Source organism: Streptomyces sp. NPDC047043, assembly GCF_040644055.1.
In the GTDB taxonomy this organism is placed as follows: Bacteria; Actinomycetota; Actinomycetes; order Streptomycetales; family Streptomycetaceae; genus Streptomyces.
The window spans coordinates 22,236-39,337 of sequence record NZ_JBEYVO010000045.1; the positions used below are offsets into that span (position 1 = coordinate 22,236).

At 71.6% G+C, this 17,102-nt stretch carries 12 protein-coding genes; 5 read left to right on the plus strand and 7 right to left on the minus strand.

Going from position 1 to position 17,102, the window contains the following annotated elements:
* The first annotated feature begins 60 nt into the window (after positions 1–60).
* Both ABZ880_RS47545 and ABZ880_RS47550 read left to right on the plus strand, forming a co-directional pair.
* Positions 61–519, plus strand: a complete 459-nt coding sequence (locus tag ABZ880_RS47545; protein ID WP_361277281.1) for a MarR family transcriptional regulator — start codon at positions 61–63, stop codon at positions 517–519.
* A 44-nt stretch (positions 520–563) separates the two neighbouring features.
* Positions 564–1,547 carry an Lrp/AsnC family transcriptional regulator gene (locus tag ABZ880_RS47550; protein WP_361277282.1) on the plus strand — a complete coding sequence of 328 codons (984 nt, stop codon included), beginning with the start codon at positions 564–566 and terminating at the stop codon, positions 1,545–1,547.
* 139 nt (positions 1,548–1,686) lie between these two features.
* On the opposite strand, the gene ABZ880_RS47555 is transcribed toward ABZ880_RS47550, so the two are convergent.
* The 5 genes from ABZ880_RS47555 to ABZ880_RS47575 all read right to left on the minus strand — a co-directional run bounded on the left by ABZ880_RS47555 (position 1,687) and on the right by ABZ880_RS47575 (position 7,431).
* Positions 1,687–4,098 (minus strand): MFS transporter, encoded by a 2,412-nt coding sequence (locus ABZ880_RS47555; protein ID WP_361277341.1) that lies wholly within the window; start codon positions 4,096–4,098, stop codon positions 1,687–1,689.
* Between the two features lie 272 nt (positions 4,099–4,370).
* A complete protein-coding gene (locus tag ABZ880_RS47560; RefSeq protein ID WP_361277283.1) occupies positions 4,371–5,759 on the minus strand; it encodes an alpha/beta fold hydrolase in 1,389 nt (462 codons plus the stop codon).
* Positions 5,756–6,553 (minus strand): hypothetical protein, encoded by a 798-nt coding sequence (locus ABZ880_RS47565; RefSeq protein WP_361277284.1) that lies wholly within the window; start codon positions 6,551–6,553, stop codon positions 5,756–5,758. Before ABZ880_RS47565 ends, ABZ880_RS47560 begins: the two co-directional genes overlap by 4 nt.
* Positions 6,554–6,614: 61 nt before the next feature.
* Positions 6,615–6,938 carry a putative quinol monooxygenase gene (locus ABZ880_RS47570; RefSeq protein ID WP_361277285.1) on the minus strand — a complete coding sequence of 108 codons (324 nt, stop codon included), beginning with the start codon at positions 6,936–6,938 and terminating at the stop codon, positions 6,615–6,617.
* A 79-nt stretch (positions 6,939–7,017) separates the two neighbouring features.
* Positions 7,018–7,431 carry a DUF6069 family protein gene (locus ABZ880_RS47575; protein ID WP_361277286.1) on the minus strand — a complete coding sequence of 138 codons (414 nt, stop codon included), beginning with the start codon at positions 7,429–7,431 and terminating at the stop codon, positions 7,018–7,020.
* Between the two features lie 202 nt (positions 7,432–7,633).
* Here ABZ880_RS47575 and ABZ880_RS47580 point away from each other — a divergent pair, with 202 nt between their 5' ends.
* Complete coding sequence (locus ABZ880_RS47580) at positions 7,634–8,653, plus strand: LacI family DNA-binding transcriptional regulator (protein WP_361277287.1); 1,020 nt, start codon at positions 7,634–7,636, stop codon at positions 8,651–8,653.
* Here ABZ880_RS47580 and ABZ880_RS47585 read toward each other — a convergent pair.
* Positions 8,636–12,592 carry a glycosyl hydrolase gene (locus ABZ880_RS47585; RefSeq protein ID WP_361277288.1) on the minus strand — a complete coding sequence of 1,319 codons (3,957 nt, stop codon included), beginning with the start codon at positions 12,590–12,592 and terminating at the stop codon, positions 8,636–8,638. The genes ABZ880_RS47580 and ABZ880_RS47585 overlap by 18 nt on opposite strands.
* A gap of 279 nt (positions 12,593–12,871) precedes the next feature.
* On the opposite strand from ABZ880_RS47585, the gene ABZ880_RS47590 reads away from it, so the two are divergent.
* On the plus strand, positions 12,872–14,170 hold the full coding sequence (locus tag ABZ880_RS47590) for an MFS transporter (protein ID WP_361277289.1): 1,299 nt from the start codon (positions 12,872–12,874) through the stop codon (positions 14,168–14,170).
* A gap of 34 nt (positions 14,171–14,204) precedes the next feature.
* Positions 14,205–15,653, plus strand: coding sequence for an L-fucose/L-arabinose isomerase family protein (locus ABZ880_RS47595; protein ID WP_361277290.1), 1,449 nt, complete (start codon positions 14,205–14,207; stop codon positions 15,651–15,653).
* A 41-nt stretch (positions 15,654–15,694) separates the two neighbouring features.
* Here the strand turns inward: ABZ880_RS47595 and ABZ880_RS47600 are convergent, their stop codons facing one another.
* Positions 15,695–17,065: a Fic family protein gene (locus tag ABZ880_RS47600; protein ID WP_361277291.1), complete on the minus strand. Its 1,371-nt coding sequence runs from the start codon at positions 17,063–17,065 to the stop codon at positions 15,695–15,697.
* Positions 17,066–17,102: the final 37 nt, after the last annotated feature.

Here is a 17,102-nt window from a genome sequence, read left to right on the forward strand (position 1 = left end):
CAAGCTGCTTTACATATCTCCACTCAGTTGCCACTCATCCACGTGTCGTATTCTCGGCGCGTGAAACACGAAGACCACGACGGGCCGGTCGCCGCCGACGCCCTGGCGCGGGTCACCTGGGCGCTGCGGCGGGCGGAGTGGGCCGTGCAGGCGCGCAAGGAGCAGCGGCTGCGACCGCTGGGCATGGCGGCCGCGCAGTACTCCCTGTTGATCTCCGTCCACAGCGATCCCGGCCTGACCGGCGCGGAGCTGGCCCGCCGCCTCAACGTCACTCCGCAGGCGGTGGCCTCCCAGGTGGCCCGCCTGGAGGAGCGGGGGCTGCTGGAACGCCGGGCGCATCCGCGCCACCGCCATGTGCAGGAGCTCCATCTCACCCGGGCCGGCCGCGAGGTGCTGGGCCGGGCCGATGGCGTGATCGTGGAGATCGAGCGGCGGATCGCCGAGCAGTTGGGGCCCGAGAAGGCCGCGCAGCTGACGGCGCTGCTGGACCAGGTGGCCGACGTGGTCCGGGAGGCGTGACGGACCGCCGGGTCCGGCGTACTCCCCCCGTCCCAGGAGAACCGGTGGACTTTCCGACACTCCCCTCGTTCGACCCCCTCGACCTGCAGGTGCTCCAGGCGCTGCAGGTCGACGGGCGCGCACCGTTCAGCCGTATCGCCGAAGTCCTCGGGGTCTCCGACCAGACGGTGGCCCGGCGCTACCGCCGGCTGCACAGCAGCGCCCATGTGCGCGTACTCGGCATGACGGACGAGAACCGGCTCGGCCGGCAGACCTGGCTGGTACGGCTGCGCTGCATCCCGGACGTGGCGGAGCAACTCGCGGACGCACTCGCCAAGCGCCCCGACACCCTCTACGTGACCCTGACCTCGGGCGGTACGGAGGTCATCTGCGGTATGAAACCCCGCAGCCGCAAGGAGCGGGACGAGCTGCTCTTCGACCGGCTGCAGCGCACCCGGCAGATCGTCTCGGTGACCGCCCACTGTCTGCTGCATCCCTTCTACGGCGGCTCACTGGGCTGGCTCCACAAGTCCAACGCGCTCACTGCCGACCAGCAGTCCGCGCTGCGGCCGCCGGCTCCGCAGCCGTTCGAGGGCCCCGTCATCCTGGACGCGGAGGACGAGGCGCTCCTCGCGGTGCTCCGCCACGACGGCCGGGCCACCCTCACCGAGCTGCAGAAGGCCACGGGCCAGACGGAGTCCGCGGCCAAACGGCGGCTCGAGGCCCTGATCTCCAGTGGCGTGCTGTACTTCGACGTGCAGTACGATCACGAGCCGCTCGGCCTGGACGTCAGCGCCATGCTCTGGCTGACCGTGCTCCCCCGCGCGCTCGCGGACGTGGGCCGCAGCCTGGCCGCGCACCCGGAGGTGCACTTCGCCTCCGCGACCACCGGCCAGGCCAACGTCGTCCTCTCCGCCCGCTTCCGCAGTACCGACGAGCTGTACACCTACCTGAGCGAGAAGATCGGCGCCCTGGACGGCATCCAGGCGGTCGAGACGTGCCTCGTCCTGCGCCAGGTAAAGCAGCTCACCTACGAACCGAGCCGCTGACCGCGGCACATCGTGGTCCGGGACCCCGGGGGATGTGGATCCCGGACCACGCGCTGGCGCGCTCCCGTCCCCACGGACGCGCCCCCTACCGGACCGGGTCACTCAGCCCCGGGCAACCCGGTCCGGCAGTTCCGACGCCTCAGCTCTCCGCATGAGCCAGCGCCACGTCGAACTCGACCCCCGCCCCGTCCACGGCCACCGGTGCGGCCACCGGCGGATAGCCGCTCGCGATCAGCGAGTAGTCGCCCTCGTCCAGGTCGGCGAAGGCATAGGCACCGTCCGGCCCGGTGGTCGCCGTGCCGATCACGTTGCCCGCCTTGTCCACCAGGGTGACCCGCGCGTCGGCGAGCGGCAGGCCTTCGGCGCCCGCCCGCACGGTTCCCCGAACCACCGCGCCCGGCCACAACTCCACGTCCAGTCGGGCGAGTCGGGGCCCGGAGACCCGTACCGGCCGTGCGACGGGCCGGAATCCGACGGCGTTCACCACCACCGTGACATCGCCCTCCGGCAGCTCGCCGAATGCGAACTCGCCGTCCGCGTCGGTCGTTTCGGCGGCCGGCGCCTCGCCGCGCACATCCGTCACCGCCACCGTCGCGCCTTCTACGGGCGCCCCGTCGCCGGCCGAGACGACCGTGCCGACCAGTCCGCCGATCACGGACAGCAGCACGTCGTGGGAGAACGGCTCCTCGCCGACCACCACGGTGGACGCCTGCGGTTGATGGCCCTCCGCCGCCGCGATCAGCACGTACGAGCCCGCATACGGCGCACTCAGCCGGTAGCGGCCTTCGGCCCGCGCCACCGCCCGGCCCAGCTGCCGCCCGGCAAGAGAGATCAGCGTCAGTGTGGCTCCCTCGACGGCCTCTCCCGCGGCGTCACCAATACGGCCGTACAGTACGGGACCTGAGGTGCCGTCAGACGTGGAGGTGTCACCGCCGGTTGTGGAGCCGACCGGGCCCGTCCGCCGCCCCGGCCGCCCAGCGGCATGGGCGCCGACCAGCACCGGCTCCGGCTCGAACTCGACGGTCGGCTCGGCGTCTTGGGGCGCCGCCAGATCCGCGGAGCCGGCGGCGGGTGTGGTGGTGCGCTGCGCAGTCCGCAGGAGTACGGCGCCGACGAGTGCGGCGAGGAGGGTCAGGCACGCGGCGACGATCAGGCACAGGTGGAGTCCGTCGAGGAAGGCCTCGCCCAGCGCGCCCATGGCCCGGCCGGTGTCCTGGCCGAGGTTCATCCGGGCCGCCGCGCCCAGGCCGTGGGCGTTGACGGCGTCGGTGATCCGCTGGGCGACCGGTCCGGTGACGCCGGCGTCGTGCAGATGGCCGGGCAGGGCGTCGGCGCTCTTGGTGGTCAGCAGGGTGCCCAGGACGGCCGGGCCGAGCACGCCGCCGACCTGCCGGAAGGCGTTGTTGCCCGCCGACGCCATGCCGGCCAGGTGATGCGGCACCGACGCGACGGCGGTCGCGGTCATGGGAGTGATCACCAGGCCCAGCCCGAGGCCGAGCACGCCCAGCCGCCACACCAGCGGACCGAAACCGGTCCCGGCGTCGATCGCGGTCAGGGACAGCAGCGCGCCCGTGGCGGCCAGCAGCCCGGTGGTGATCATGACGCGGGCCGATACCCGGTGCATCAGACGCCCCGCCAGCGCGCCCACCACCAGGGAAACCAGACAGACGACCAGCAGCCGGTAGCCGGCGTGCAGGGTGTCGAGGCGCTGCACCAGGCCGAAGTAGAGGCTCAGGACGAAGAAGAAGCCGATCAGCCCGAGGAACGTGATCATGGCAATCAGGGTCGTCGCACTGAACGCGGGGCTGCGGAACAGCGACAGGTCCAGCATCGGGCCGGCGCTGCGCCGCTCGGCCAGGACGAAGGCGACGACACCGACCGCCGCCAGCGACAGCGCGGCGATCACCCTGCCCTCGGTGAAGGAGGCGCCGCCGCCCTCGATGACGCCGTAGACGAGCGCGGTGATCGTCACCGCCGCGGTGATCTGGCCGGGCCAGTCAAGCCGTCGCTGCCCGGGGGCGCGGGAGTCGGTCACGAGCGGTGCCGCGACCGCGAGGGTGAGGACCGCGACCGGTATGGCCGGCAGGTAGATCCAGCGCCAGGTGGTGTGCTCGAGGATCACACCGGCGACCATGGGGCCGACGGCCAGCGCGGCCATCAGGGACGCCGCCCACAGTCCGACGAACGTGGCCCGCTTGCGCGGGTCGGGCACGGCATGGCTGATCAGCGCCAGCGTCGAGGGCAGCAGAGCGGCCGCGCCCAGACCGGCGCACGCCTGGCCGACCCACAGGATCTCGACCGACTGCGCCGACAGCGCGACGGCTGCACCCACGGCGGCCAGCGCGAGCCCCGCCAGATACACCTTCTTGCGGCCGTGTACGTCGCCGAAGACCCCGGCGGTCAGGATGAAGGCGGCCATGGGGAGCTGGAACGCGGACGGCACCCAGGTCAGCTGGGAGGTCGAGGCGTGCAGGGCGCTCTGGATGGCGGGCAGGCTCACCGAGACGGTGGTCACTGGCAGATAGGCGACGAACATGCCGAGACAGGCCATGACCAGGGTGGCCACCTGCCGTTCTCGGGGCGCGTTCACCGTTGGTGCGACGTTCACGAATTTCTCCCCTTGTGGCGCGGCAGAACCGCACGCGGCTTACAGCGCCGACAGCTTCCGGCCACCCCTTTCCTGGAGGCCAGCCACGACCTCCGGATCCGGGAAATCCGACACGGGGAGAGGGTTTGCGAGGGATTTCCGACAGGACTCCTGACTCATGTCCGGCTTCGGCGGGGACACCGCACCGGTGCCCCCGCCGAAGCCGTCGTCACGCGTCAGCGCAGTCCGGCGAGGAAGGGTGCAAGGGTGCGCGTGAGGGTGTTGTGCGAGGGAGCCGCGAACAGCGGGTCGAGGTGGTTCATGCCGTTGTCGGTCTCGTACGTCGCATACGGAATACGGGAGTTGTGCACGACCTCGCGGGCGGCCGACACGATCGTCCCCTTGGCGTAGCTCGTCTGGAAGGCGTAGAGCGGGGTGTCCAGGCCCGCCGCGTGGCGCAGCCGCAGGCCGAGGGAGCGGGTCAGGTCGGTGTCCGCGTAGGCGTCGGCGACGTCGAGGTCCACCGAGAGACGGGCGGGCCAGTACCACTCCCAGACGGCCGGCTGCGGGCCGCCCGCGTAGGCCGCCGCGACCCGGGCGAGGGGTGTGATGCCGGTGTCGACCCAGCCGCGCACGTCGCCGCTGTCGGCGAGGTGCCCCGAGTGGACGCTGATGTCGTTCGGCCAGCCGAAGCCGGCGTCCACCAAGGTGCCCAACAGCCCGGCGTTGGTGACGGGTTGCGGCGGTCGCAGGGCGTCGGGCATCCGAGGTTGCAGGACCGAGCGGCCGTCCGGGTCACGGTGTGCGTACCAGCCGGCGAGCTGGTACCAGATCTGGGTGCTCTCCGCCCGGCTGCCCAGCCCGACCGCGCTCAGGGTCATGTCGAAGACCGACCCGCCGTCGATGGCCGCGAGCCGCTCGCGCACCTCCTCCGGCGAGTCCTGCACCGGCTCTCCCGTCCCGTCGAACGCGCCGCGCACTCCGCCGTCGATCACCACGAGCCCGGCGAGATCCCGGTACCCGGGTCGGCCGTCGAAGTCCCAGGCGGCGTACGTCATCGCCGTGGTGGCACCCCAGGAGTGACCACCGAGCACGACCCGCCTGCCTCCCTGACCGGCGGCCCGTACGACCGTGCGCAGGTCCTCCAGGGTGCGGGCCAGGCCCCACCGTGCGGCGAAGGCGGAAGCGGCCGGGTCCTGCGAGCGGTAGTGGCCGTCCAGGTAGTACCCGGCCGGGTCCGGTCCGGTGAACCCGGAGCGGTCGGCCAGGTTCTCCTCGCGCCGGTCGAACGCCCACACCTGCACCCCGGGCACGGCCTCGACGAGGTCCCGGCCGAGCAGCCGGAAGTCGCCCGCGGCCCCGAACATGCCCGGAACCAGCACCAGTACCGTGCGTGCCGTATCCGGGCCGACCTTGAGCACATGCACACGGTCCGTCCCGACGGGACCGCCGCCGCTGCCGACGCCCAAGGGAACGTACGGCTCCCATCCGGCCACCCGGCTGCGGCCCGCCCCGACGGCCGCACCGCCCGACGCGGAGGCGAGGGCGACCCCGCCGACCATCCCGCCCAGCAGCGCCCGCCGCGACAACCCTCTCTGCGGCCCTCCGGTCGGATCGCTTGTCATGAGCCGCACCCGCCCACGCGACGGGTGCTCAGCGCCACGTCGTCCATCCGCAGGTCGTACGACGACGGTGTGGGGTCGGCCTGGTACAACTGCCAGCCCAGCTTGAGCCTGTCGAAGTGCGGGAAGACGAAGTCGTCGGCCGTGCCGCCGTGTTGCTTCGTGGAGACCGTCAACTCGGTCTGCTCCTTGCCGTCCAGGTAGACGGTGACGAGGTTGTCGGCCGCGTCGAGGTGGAACTCCACGCACTGCCAGGTCGCGGCCGTGGCGGGAGCGGAGGTCTTCCAGGCGGTCCAGTCCCCGGTGGGGCCGAGGTCGGAGCCGACCCCCCACAAGTCGGCCCGGGAGGTCGGGACGTACTGGCCGCCCAACGGCCGTACCAGCGTGGGGACATCGGAGCCCGAGGCCTCGGCGATGGTCCAGTGCGCCCAGTCGGGCGCGGTGGGGAACCGGTCCACGCGCAGCCGCAGCCGGGCCCAGAAGCTGTTGCCGGGAGGTGCGAGGTCGGAGAGAACGAGGAAGGCGCGGCCGTTGCCCTCCGTATGGAGCCGGAGTTCGCGGCCGCGCCCGCTGCTGCTGGGTTCGACGGTCAGCGAACCGTCGGAGGTGTCGGTGGTCCAGCCCCGGCCTGCGGTGACCGGTCCCAGGGGCAGGCGGTCGAAGTTGTCCCTGAAGAGGGTCCCGTGCGGGGCCGGGGCGGTGGTGGCAGAGGGGGATGCGGAGGCGGTGGGGGATATCGCGAGCAGCGCGGCCGAGGTGGCCAGCAATGAGGCCGCGATCTTCCTCATGCGTGTCATGGGGACAGTGTGCAACACCCGTCACAGGCGTAACACAGCCTGCATGTCGGGGAGTTGGCGCCTACTCCACGGCCATCTCCCCGAGCAGGGACCAGTCCTCCTGCGGAATGGTCGCGTTGACGATCCTCGGGGTCTCGGCGAGGTACGGGGGCAGCGTCTGCTGTGCGGCCTTGAAGTGGGCGGAGTTGACGTGCGCGGCGCCGGCCTCGCCGTCCCGGAAGGCCTCCACCAGGACGTACTCGGCCGGGTCGTCGACGCTGCGGGACCAGTCGAACCACAGGCAGCCCGGCTCACTGCGCGTCGCCTGTGTGAACTCGGCGGCGATCTCGGGCCACCGGTCCGCGTGCTGGGGCTGGATCCGGAACTTCGCGGCGATGAAGATCATCTGGGCTCCCGTGTCGGAGTCGGATCGGCTCCCCATCATCATGCCGCCGGGCGCCCGAGCACGCTTCGGTGCGGCCGGCTCAGGTCAGCGGCATGACCTTGCGGTAGGCGGTCACCGCGACCGCCGCGACGGCGACATGCATCACGAGCAGCGCCACGACGCCGGTGGCGCCGCCGTCGCCGTAGAGGAAGAAGTCGGGGACGAAGGAGACGACCACGACGACGGGGACGAGCCACCGGATCAGCCCCTCGGGCTTCCCGGAGAGCTTGCGGACGGCGCTCCATCCGGCGGCGCCCGCCAGCACGCCCACCGCGGTCAGGAATATGTACGACCCGGGCTTCAGCGGCTGGAAGTCGTCGGGCGCACCCGCGGCGTGGGCCACGACGGCGATCACCGTGTTCACCAGGGAGGACAGCACGATGGCGGCGAGCACCCCGCCGGCCACGACGAGGGGGCCGCGGCGGACGGAGGTGTTCTCGGCAACTGCGGACATGGCGACTCCAGGACGGAAGGGGCTACGGGGGGACCTCGCAGAAGTTTGAAACATCAAACACAACCATGGCGGAGCGAGCTTGAAACTTCAAGCGCCAGCAGGATCGCGCATACCGGAAAACGATTTAAGGCCTCTCGCGTTAGACTTGCCTCGCCTGTCAGGACCTGGTCGTGCCTGGTCGCACGGCTGTCACAACGAGGGGGTGGACGCCATTCCGGTTCGCCCCGCCCGCATTCAGGACGTCGCAGCCGCCGCCGGGGTCTCGGTGTCGACGGTGTCGAACGTGCTCAACCGCCCCGAGCGCGTCAACGCCCGCACCGCCGAGCGGGTCCGCGACGCGGTCGCGGCGCTCGACTACGTCCCGCATCCGGGAGCCGCCGGGCTGCGGACGGGCCACTCGTCCTCGATCGGCCTGGTGCTGCCCGACGTGACCAACTCCTTCTACGCGCGCATCGCCCGAGGCGCCGCCGACGCCGCGTACGACCACGGCTACTCCCTCGTGCTGTGCCACAGCGGGGACGCCCCCGAGCGCGAGCAGGGCTACTTCACGATGCTCGTCGAACAGCGCGCGGTCGGGGCCGTGGTCGTCCCGCTCAGCGCCGACCCCACCCGGCTCACGCGACTGCGCGAGCGCGGCATCCCGCTGGTCCTGGCGGACCGCGCGATGCCGGCCCAGGACGGCTGCTCCGTCTCCGTCGACGACATCGCCGGCGGCCGTATCGCCGTGCAGCACCTCCTGGACTGCGGGGCGCGCGACATCCTCGTGGTGAACGGCGACCGGTCGATACGGCAGTGCGCCGACCGCTACCAGGGCGCCCGGCAGGCCGTGCGCACCCGCCGCGAGGCGCGCTTGGGCCAGGTCGTCGCCGAGGAGATGACGGTGGCGTACGGCATGGAGATCGCCCGCCGCCTCGACGAACTGCCCGACGGGGCCTTCTGCACCAACGACTTCCTCGCCGCCGGGCTGTGCCGCGGACTGGCCGAGCGCGGCGTGAAGGTACCGGAGGACGTGCAGGTCGTCGGCTACGGCGACCTCGACATCGCGAGCTTCGTGGGCACGACCCTGACGACCGTCCGGCAGCCCGTCGAGGACCTGGGCAGGGCGGCCGTGGAGATGCTCCTCGACGAGGTGGAGGCCCGCGCCGAACACGCCCACGAGACAAGGGTGTTCGCGCCCGGGCTCGTGCTGCGGGACTCCACTCGGTCACTTTCCGGCGTCTGAGTCCGGCACCCGCACGGTCACCGGTCCCAGCAGCCCGGACGAGAGCTGGGAGGCGAACGCCCAGGCGGTCGGCGTGGCTTCGGCGAGGTACGGGGCCAGGGTGTTGTGGACGGTCACCTCGACCCGCACGGTCCGGCCCGCGACACCGCGCAGCTCGAAGCGGTACGGCGCGCAGAACGCCTCACCGATCCGCTCCCCGTCCACGAACACCGCGACGCTGCCGCGCACCCGGCCCAGATCCAGCACCGGGTCGGACCCGGCCGGCACCTCCAGCTCACGCGAGTACGTCACACCCCCGCTCCAACTGCCCAGCCCCAGCGACCTCCAGTCCCCCAGCGGCAGCGGCGCCGGCACGGTGCGGACGCGCACCGGACCGCGCCAGGCGGAGCCGCCGCGCAGGACGGCCGTGGGGGCGGTGACGATCTCGACCTCGGTGGGTTCCTGCAATGGCTGATCCAGCGTCAACTCCCGATCGACCAGCGGTCGTTCCCGTCCGTCTGCGACCCTCACCCGAGCAGACATCTCCAACGGCAGTTCGAGCGATACGGTTCCCGGCGGCACGGTGAAGCGGAAGCGCTGCGCAGCCTCGTGCACGTCGTCCGTGGAACGCAGCGGCAGTACGGCGGACCCGAGCACCGGGGTGCCGGCCAGCCACTCCGCCTCCGGCAACGGGTGCGGCCGTACGGCGGCGTGGCAGTGCTGCAACTCCCCCCACCTGCCTGTGTGTTCGACCGTATGCCCGCGCCACTCCCCCGTCTCGTACTCCCAGCCCGCTCCACTGACCAACGCGGCCGCGCCCGCCACGAGGTCGACGAACACCGCTTCCCGTGTACGGACGCTGTCGGCGACGACCTCGAGCACGTGATCGCCTGCCTCGAGGGCCAGTTCGTGGCGGAAGAACATCGGGACCGCGCCCCAGTTGGACTCGTAGTACTCGACCTTCTCCTGCCGCGCCACGACGACGCCGTCGAGCAGCACGGTGACGCCCGCCGCGGCCCCCACGACCAGCACTGCCCGCGCCTCGTCGTGAGCAAGACGCAGCCGGCCCCGGTAGGTCACGCCGCCGTCCGGTCGTACGTCCTCGGGCAGACACATGAACTGCGGGCGCGGTCCGAACCCCTCCGGGCGGGAGAGGCAGAAGTAACTCCCCAGCGGGGCATGGGCTTTGGCGGAGATCTGCGACGGCCGGTCCTGGGCGTCGGCCAGTTCGTACTCCAGGACGTTGCGGGGCTGTTCCACCGCCACACGGGCCGACGCCAGATATCCGCTGCCGGTGTCCAGCCGTTCACCGTTCCACCACACGCGTTTGCCCGCCGCCGCGCCGACGTGCAGGTCGGCGGGTCCGCGGTGGTCGGTCTCGACGACGGTACGGACGCGGGCGACGGTTCCGTGACCGGGAACCGGGACGCGTACGAACTCCTCGGTCACCAAGCCCTTGTTGCCGAGCAACCCGTCCGGTTCGGGGATCCCACGGCTCGACGAGTACAGCGAGACGGCCCAGTCCTCGTCCTGCGGGACGAGCGGCAGCTCTCCGGCCAGGACCCGTGCGACGGACGCGCGGTCGAGCGGGGCGGGGGCCTTCTCGGCGGGCACGGGAGGCAGGATGCGCGCCCGGTTGCCGTAGGTTGCGCGCGCCTGCTGCCAGGGGGCGCCGGTCTCGGTCCACTTCATGGTCCAGATCTGTGGCTCGTCGACCGATGACCCCTCGGGCAGCGCGAGGTCGCCCCAGGTGTTGTCCATGGTGGGGACCAGGCGGCCCTCCCACCCGGTCGAGATGTCGGTCGTCCGGGCCGGATCGGCGGGCGGCGGCGCGTAGTTCGCGGCCTCCGGTGTTCCTTCGCGCCATACGACGAGGGCGGCGGGGGCGCCTGCCAGCGGCACCTCGATGGTGGAGACGCCGTCGGAGACGGTGAAGGGCGCGGGGCATCGGGTGCCGGTCGCCGGATTCCAGGCCTCGGCCTGGGCGAGCGGGGCGCGGACGGTGACGGTCGTGGTGCGGGCGTAGCGTGCGGGGTCGACGTCGTGGTTGCCCCGCGGCGGATGCGCGCGGGCGTCGGGGAAGGCGCCGGTCACCAGCGCGACTGCTTCCTCGCCCCTTCTCCTTACCAGCAGCGGCACTTCACCCGTCGCGTACCCGGCGGCATCGGCCACGGCCGCCGCGCCCGCCTCGGCGTCACTCACCCGCTCCAGCCGCGGATGGGCAGTCAGCTCCGCCACGACGGAGTCGTCACCGGCCAGTCCGGCCGCTGCCGTGGGTGGACGGCCCACGACCACCACCCGGCCCCCGGCGTCGAGGAGTTGGGTCAGTCGTCGCGCCGTGCTCTCCTCCAGGACGCTTGCCGAGGGCAGCAGGACCGCGGTGTACGCCAGGTCCTCGATCCGCAGGGCGCCGCCGGCGGCGGTGGCCCGCTGGAGCGAGGCGTCGTCGATGACGTCGTAGGAGATGCGGTGCCGGTCCAGCCAACCGACCCTGGGGCCGAGCCAGTTGTTCGTGCCGCACAGGTCCAGGTAGTGGCGCTGGGTCTCGTCGACCTCGGCGTGGCCGTCGCCGAGGCGGCCGTCGCCGAGGCGGCCGTCGCCGAAGTGCTTGACGGGGGCGTCCAGCGGCATGAGGGCCTGCATGGTGGCGGTGGGGTGCAGGACCGCGACGTCGGCGCTGTACGTGCCCCAGGACATGATCGAGCAGATGCGGGCGACGGCCCGGGAGAAGGCCGGGTACTGCGGCCAGTAGGGCTGGCGCCAGTCGGTGGACGGCGGTGCCCACTCGAACCAGCCGCCCGCGGTGCCGAAGTAGCTGGCGTGCGGGTTGTAGAGGTTGGCGCCGCTGCGCAGGAACGGAAGGAGCCAGTCGTAGGTGTCCTCCAGGGAGCCGCCCCAGCCGGAGGAGTGGAACGCCTCGATCCACACGCGCTCGTGCCCGTAGAGGTGGGCCATGGAGGAGTGGACCTTGGAGTCGCCGTGGTGGTCGCTGCCGGCGGCGCTGTACCAGCGGTGGGTGCGGAAGTAGTCCGAATAGATCTGGGTGGACTGGGCCGGGAAGCCCGAGCGGGCGGGATGGCTCTGGTCGCAGCCCACGAGCATGCCGCGTTCGTCGTGCCAGGCGGCCAGGGGTTTGAACAGGGCCTCTTCGGTGAGTTCGGCGCGGACCGCGTAGTAGTCGGCGCGGATCTTCGACGCCCGCGGAAGATCACGGAACAGGGCCGGCAGATGGTCGAGCAGGTCGTAGCCGCGGCGGGCGAGGAACTCCTCGGGGAAGCGGTGGCTCCAGGCGTTGGTGCCGGGCAGTTCGTCCTGGAAGCTGCCCGCGACGACGACGCCCAGGTACTCGGGGACTCGGCGGTCGTACTCGTGGTGGACGGTGTCCATCAACAGGCCGACGGCGTGCGGGTCCAGGTAGTCGAACGCCGTGGGGACCGCGGTGACGAGATGCACCTCGCTGCCTTCGGGGGCCGCGATCCGCGCGGTGGCGGTGACCAGCAGGCGACTGCCGTCCGCGGAGTAAGCGCCCACCAGGGTCTCGGAGCTGGGCAGCTCGACGACGCCGTTGGACACGGTGGCCGTGCGGGAGCGCAGCGCGAGGCCCGCCGCCCCGGGGTGCCGGCGGGTCACGGCGCCTTGGACGTTGGCGCCGGAGAACCCGATCTGGTCGTAGAACCACAGGCGCATGTCGAGGTCCCGGGCAATCTCGCAGGCGTCGGTGAAGCGTGCCCACCACTCCTCGCCGAACCATGCCGGTTCGTCGGCGCGGGCGCCGAAGCTCGGGCCGGCCGGCGCCAGGTTGATCACCACGAGGTTGTGGACGCCTCCGTCGGCGAACCTGCGCATCTGCCAGGCCAGGCGCTCGCGGGTGACCCTCGCGCCCGACCACCACCACAGCGGGGTGGGGCCGAAGTCCCGGGGCGGGTCGTCGAACAGTTGCTGCAGCGCGGAGGAGATCACGAATACGGTCCTTCCGAGTACGGCCGGGGCACCCTCACGGATCAAAAACGTTTTACACGGACCAAGTCGTCGACAACCTGCAATGTTGGCACCGGAACCGAGGGGCGGGAAGGAGGCTGTCGCGGCTTCCTGCAAATGGGCGCATGAGGGGTTGTTGGAACGTTTTTCCGACCCTATATTCACTGCAACTCGGCCTCAGAGCCGCGACCTCCCCCTCCGGTCGGTCCATCCGCTCGACCCATCCCTCGGCCCATCCCCAGACGACGACGGAGTCGCATCATGGTCCGAACCCCCACGGTCCCCGAACGCTCGGAACAACCCATCCCCTGGCGATTGTGGAAGGTGGCGGCCCTGTCGGGCATGGCCTCCTACCTCGACGCCGCTCTCATCGTCAGCATCGCCGTCAACCTGGCCATCTACCGGGACAGTTACGACATGGGCGTGTGGATGGCGGGCGCGATCAGCGCGATCGTCACCGGCTGCATCGCCGTCGGCTCCCTCGTCGGGGGACGCCTTGCCGACATGTTCGGGCGGCGCCGTGTCTACAACTGGGACATCTTCTGCTTCGCGCTGGGCGCGGTCGTCATCACGCTCGCCCCGAACGACATCGTGCTCTTCGTCGGCGTACTCGTGGCGGGCCTTGCGGCCGGTGCCGATCTGCCGACCTCGCTGGCCGTGGTCTCGGACGCCGCACCCACCGAGGGCCGCGCGCGCCTTGTCTCCTTCACGCAGGTCATGTGGGTGGCGGGCATCGTCGTCGTGATCTTCCTCGGCTACCTCCTGTCGGACACCGGCATGACCGGGGCGCGCCTCATCACCGGCCATCTGGCCATCGCCGCGCTGGTCACCTGGCAGCTCCGCTCCCGGCTCGAGCTGGCCGACGAGCCGTCGGACAGGGAGGTGGCCCAGGAGGCGGCCGCGCTGGCCGCCCCGCGCGGCATCGAGCTGAAGAACGTGTGGAACCGGGCAGCCCTGCTGCCGATGGCCGCGACCTTCGCCTACTACGTCACCTGGGGCATCGGCGCCAACACCTTCGGCCAGTTCGGCACCTATCTGCTGGTCACGGTCAGCGGGGCCTCGCAGAGCCTGGCCACCGGGATCAATCTGGCGTTCCTGCCGATCGCGCTGGTGCTGACCTTCGTCTTCGTGCGGATCGCCGACACCCCCTTGCGCGACCGGCTGTTCTACGTGTTCACGGTCGTGCAGATCCTCGCCTTCTGCATCGCCTCCCTCACGGCCGGCGCCCTGGTCGGCATGCTGGTCTTCTTCGTGCTCTACCAGATCTCCAACCCCTTTGCGGGGGAGGCCAGTTACAAGGTGTGGTCGCAGCTGACGCTGCCGCCGGACACCCGCGGCACCACCCAGGGCCTCACCTACGCCCTCGCACGCGGGGTCTTCGCAGGCGTCGCGTTCGTCACGCCCGCCCTGATGGAGTACAGCGCCTCCGCCCTGCTCTGGTCGATCACTGCCTGCATGGCGGCCTCGGCAGTCGCGGGTGTGTACATCGTCCGAGTCCTCATCCGCCGTTCCCCTCACGCCGCTTCCGCTCCGGCGGATCTGGGAGTGGCCCGGGCGTGAACCGAAGCGGATCTCCGAAGGAGCCTCCAGCGTCATGACCACTGCCGAACACTCCATGTCCCTACGGGAGTTGCTGCCCCCGGTGACCCGCCGCCGTACCCGTATCGGCCTGGTCGCCGGTGGGCTCGGCACATACTGGCCGCAATTCCCCGGTCTCCTGCCGCAGTTGAAGGAGTCGGCCGCTTACGTCACCGAGCGTCTGCAGCAGATGGACGCCGAGGTGACCGACGTCGGCTTCATCTCCGACGCGCAGGAGGGCGCGGCGGCGGCCGAGCAGTTGCGCCGCACGGACTGCGATCTGATCGTGCTGTTCCTGACGACGTATCTGACCTCGTCGATGGTGCTGCCGATCGCCCGGCGTTCGCACACCCCGGTGCTGGTCATCGACCTCCAGCCCTCGGAGCGGATGGACCACGCCACCTTCGACACGGGCGACTGGCTGGCGTACTGCGCCCAGTGCTCGGTGCCCGAGGTCGGCAACGTCTTCCGCCGGGCCGGTATCCCCTTCCGGTCGGTGTCGGGCTGGCTGCGGCAGGAGTCCGCCTGGCGGCGCATCGAGCAGTGGATCCGCGCCGCGCATGTGCGAGCGGCGCTGCGGCACGCCCGGCACGGGCTGATGGGGCACCTGTATCCCGGCATGCTCGACGTGTCCACCGACCTGACCCTGCTGCCGGCGACGTTCGGCTCGCACGTGGAGGTGCTGGAGTTCGACGATCTGCGGCACCGGGTGGAGCAGGTGACCGAGGCGGAGACCCGCGAGCGGATGGCGCTCGCCCGCAGGGTGTTCACGCTCGACGACAGTGTGGTGGACGAGGACTTCGCGTGGGGCGCGACCGTGTCCGTGGCCCTGGACCGGCTCGTCGAGGACTTCGGTCTCGACAGCCTCGCGTACTACCACCGCGGTCTCGACGGCGAACTCCACGAGCGACTCGGCGCCGGCATGATCCTGGGCGCCTCCCTGCTCACCGCCCGGGGTGTGCCTGCGGCCGGCGAGTACGAACTGCGCACCAGCGTCGCCCAGTTGGCCACGCAGAGCATCGGCGCGGGAGGTTCCTTCACGGAGATCCAGGCCCTCAACTTCGAGGACGACGTGGTGGAGATGGGCCACGACGGTCCCGCCCACCTCGCCGTCAGCGCACGTGACCCGCTGCTGCGCGGGCTGGGTGTCTACCACGGCAAGCGCGGCTGGGGGGTCAGCGTGGAGTTCGACGTCCAGCACGGGCCGGTGACTCTCCTCGGGCTCGGCCAGGACGCGGACGGCAGCCTGTCGTTCATCTCCTCCGAGGGAACCGTCGCGCCCGGCCCCCTGCTGGAGATCGGCAACACGACCAGCCGTGTCGACTTCGGCCGCGACCCCGGCGAATGGGTCGACGCGTGGAGCGCCACGGGCGTCGGCCACCACTGGTCCCTCGCCGTCGGCCACCACACGGCCGACTTCCGGGCCGCGGCGAGTCTGTTGGGCATCGAGCATCGGGAGGTGTGAGGCGGCGTCTCGGAGCCGGCCCCGAGCCTGCCGCTCCTCCGCTAGGAGCCGGGCAGACCGGCGCGCCGTCGGGTCTCCGCCAGGTGCACGTCGACGTACCGGGCCAGGGCCATCGCGTCCTGGGGCTCGTCGGCCTGGAAGGTGATGCGGCGCAGCAGGGTGACCCCGTCGAGCGCGACGCCTTCGCGGGCAAGGACGAAGACGAGGGCGAGGAGGGCGGACCGGGCGTTGCCGTCGTCGAAGGGATGGAAGAAGCAGACGTCGAGATAGGCGCGCGCGGCACGGGCGGTGAGTGGAAAGGGCCGCTCGGTGTCCCGCGTGCTCTCGGCCAGACAGGCGTCGAGGCGGGCCCGGGTGTCCGGACCGATGCCGTAGCGTTCCCGGCCGCCCTTGGCGAAGGCCGGCAGCGCGCGGAACGGCGGCAACTGCGGTGTGCCCAGGATGTGTTGCTGCCAGCGCCCGAGCAGCTCGAAGTCGAGTCGGGCGCCGCGCGCCGCGTCGGCCCGCAGCAGCTCCAGGGCGGCGAGCAGGCCCTCGGCGCGGGCGGGGTCGATGGCGCCGTCGAAGGCGCGGATGTCCTCGACCGCGCCGTCTCGCGACGGGGTCACCGGTTCCTCGCCACCGCCGTCCGGGGCCTCGCCCCAGGGCACGGTCTCACGCACCGTGAGCCACTGCGCGAGATGGTCCTGCGCGGGCCCGGCCGCTCGTACGGCGTCGTCCGGCCGCAGCGAGAGCGAGAGCCGCTCGGCGACGTCCTCGACCAGCACCGGGTCGGGGCCGGTCCAGCTCTTGAACCGCCCGCCGATCGCCTGCTCGACCAGCTTCTCCGCGACGCCGGGGGCGACCTTCCAGCGGCTGAGGAACCAGGTGAGCACTTGATGGCAGTGCCCGTACCAGCCGCTTCCGCAGCCGGTGCGGTCGGTCACCTGGAGGATCAGGTTGCGGGCTGATCGCTCCCACAGGATCCGCTGGTCCTCGACGTCGGCCAGGTCCAGCGGGTACGCCTCGAACCGCCCGGCGAGGCTTTCCACCCACTCGCGCCACTCGCAGAGGGCCGCGACGACACGGTCGAGCGTCTCCTCCGGGGTGGTGATCGAGTCCCGCGGGCAGCACCAGTTCCCTACGGGTCCGCCGTCGAAGTCCCCTTCGTCGTGCGCCCAGCGCCAGCCCGCGGTCCAGTGGCCGTAGTGCTCGGCGAGGGCGTACGACATGGCGTCGGCCCAGGGCCTGCCCGTGTCCCAGCTCCAGGCACTCATCGCCCGGTCGGCGAAGGGGACTTCGGGACGGCTGGGCACCCTCCGTGCGGGCCCGAGCGAGCGCACCACCCGTGGCGCCGACGCGCTGTCGAAGGGGTGGCGGGCTGGGTCCACATCGTCCCAGTTCAGATAACTGGGGGACAGCTCGACAATCACCGCGCAAGCCTGCACGTCAACCCGCGCGCGGTTCAAG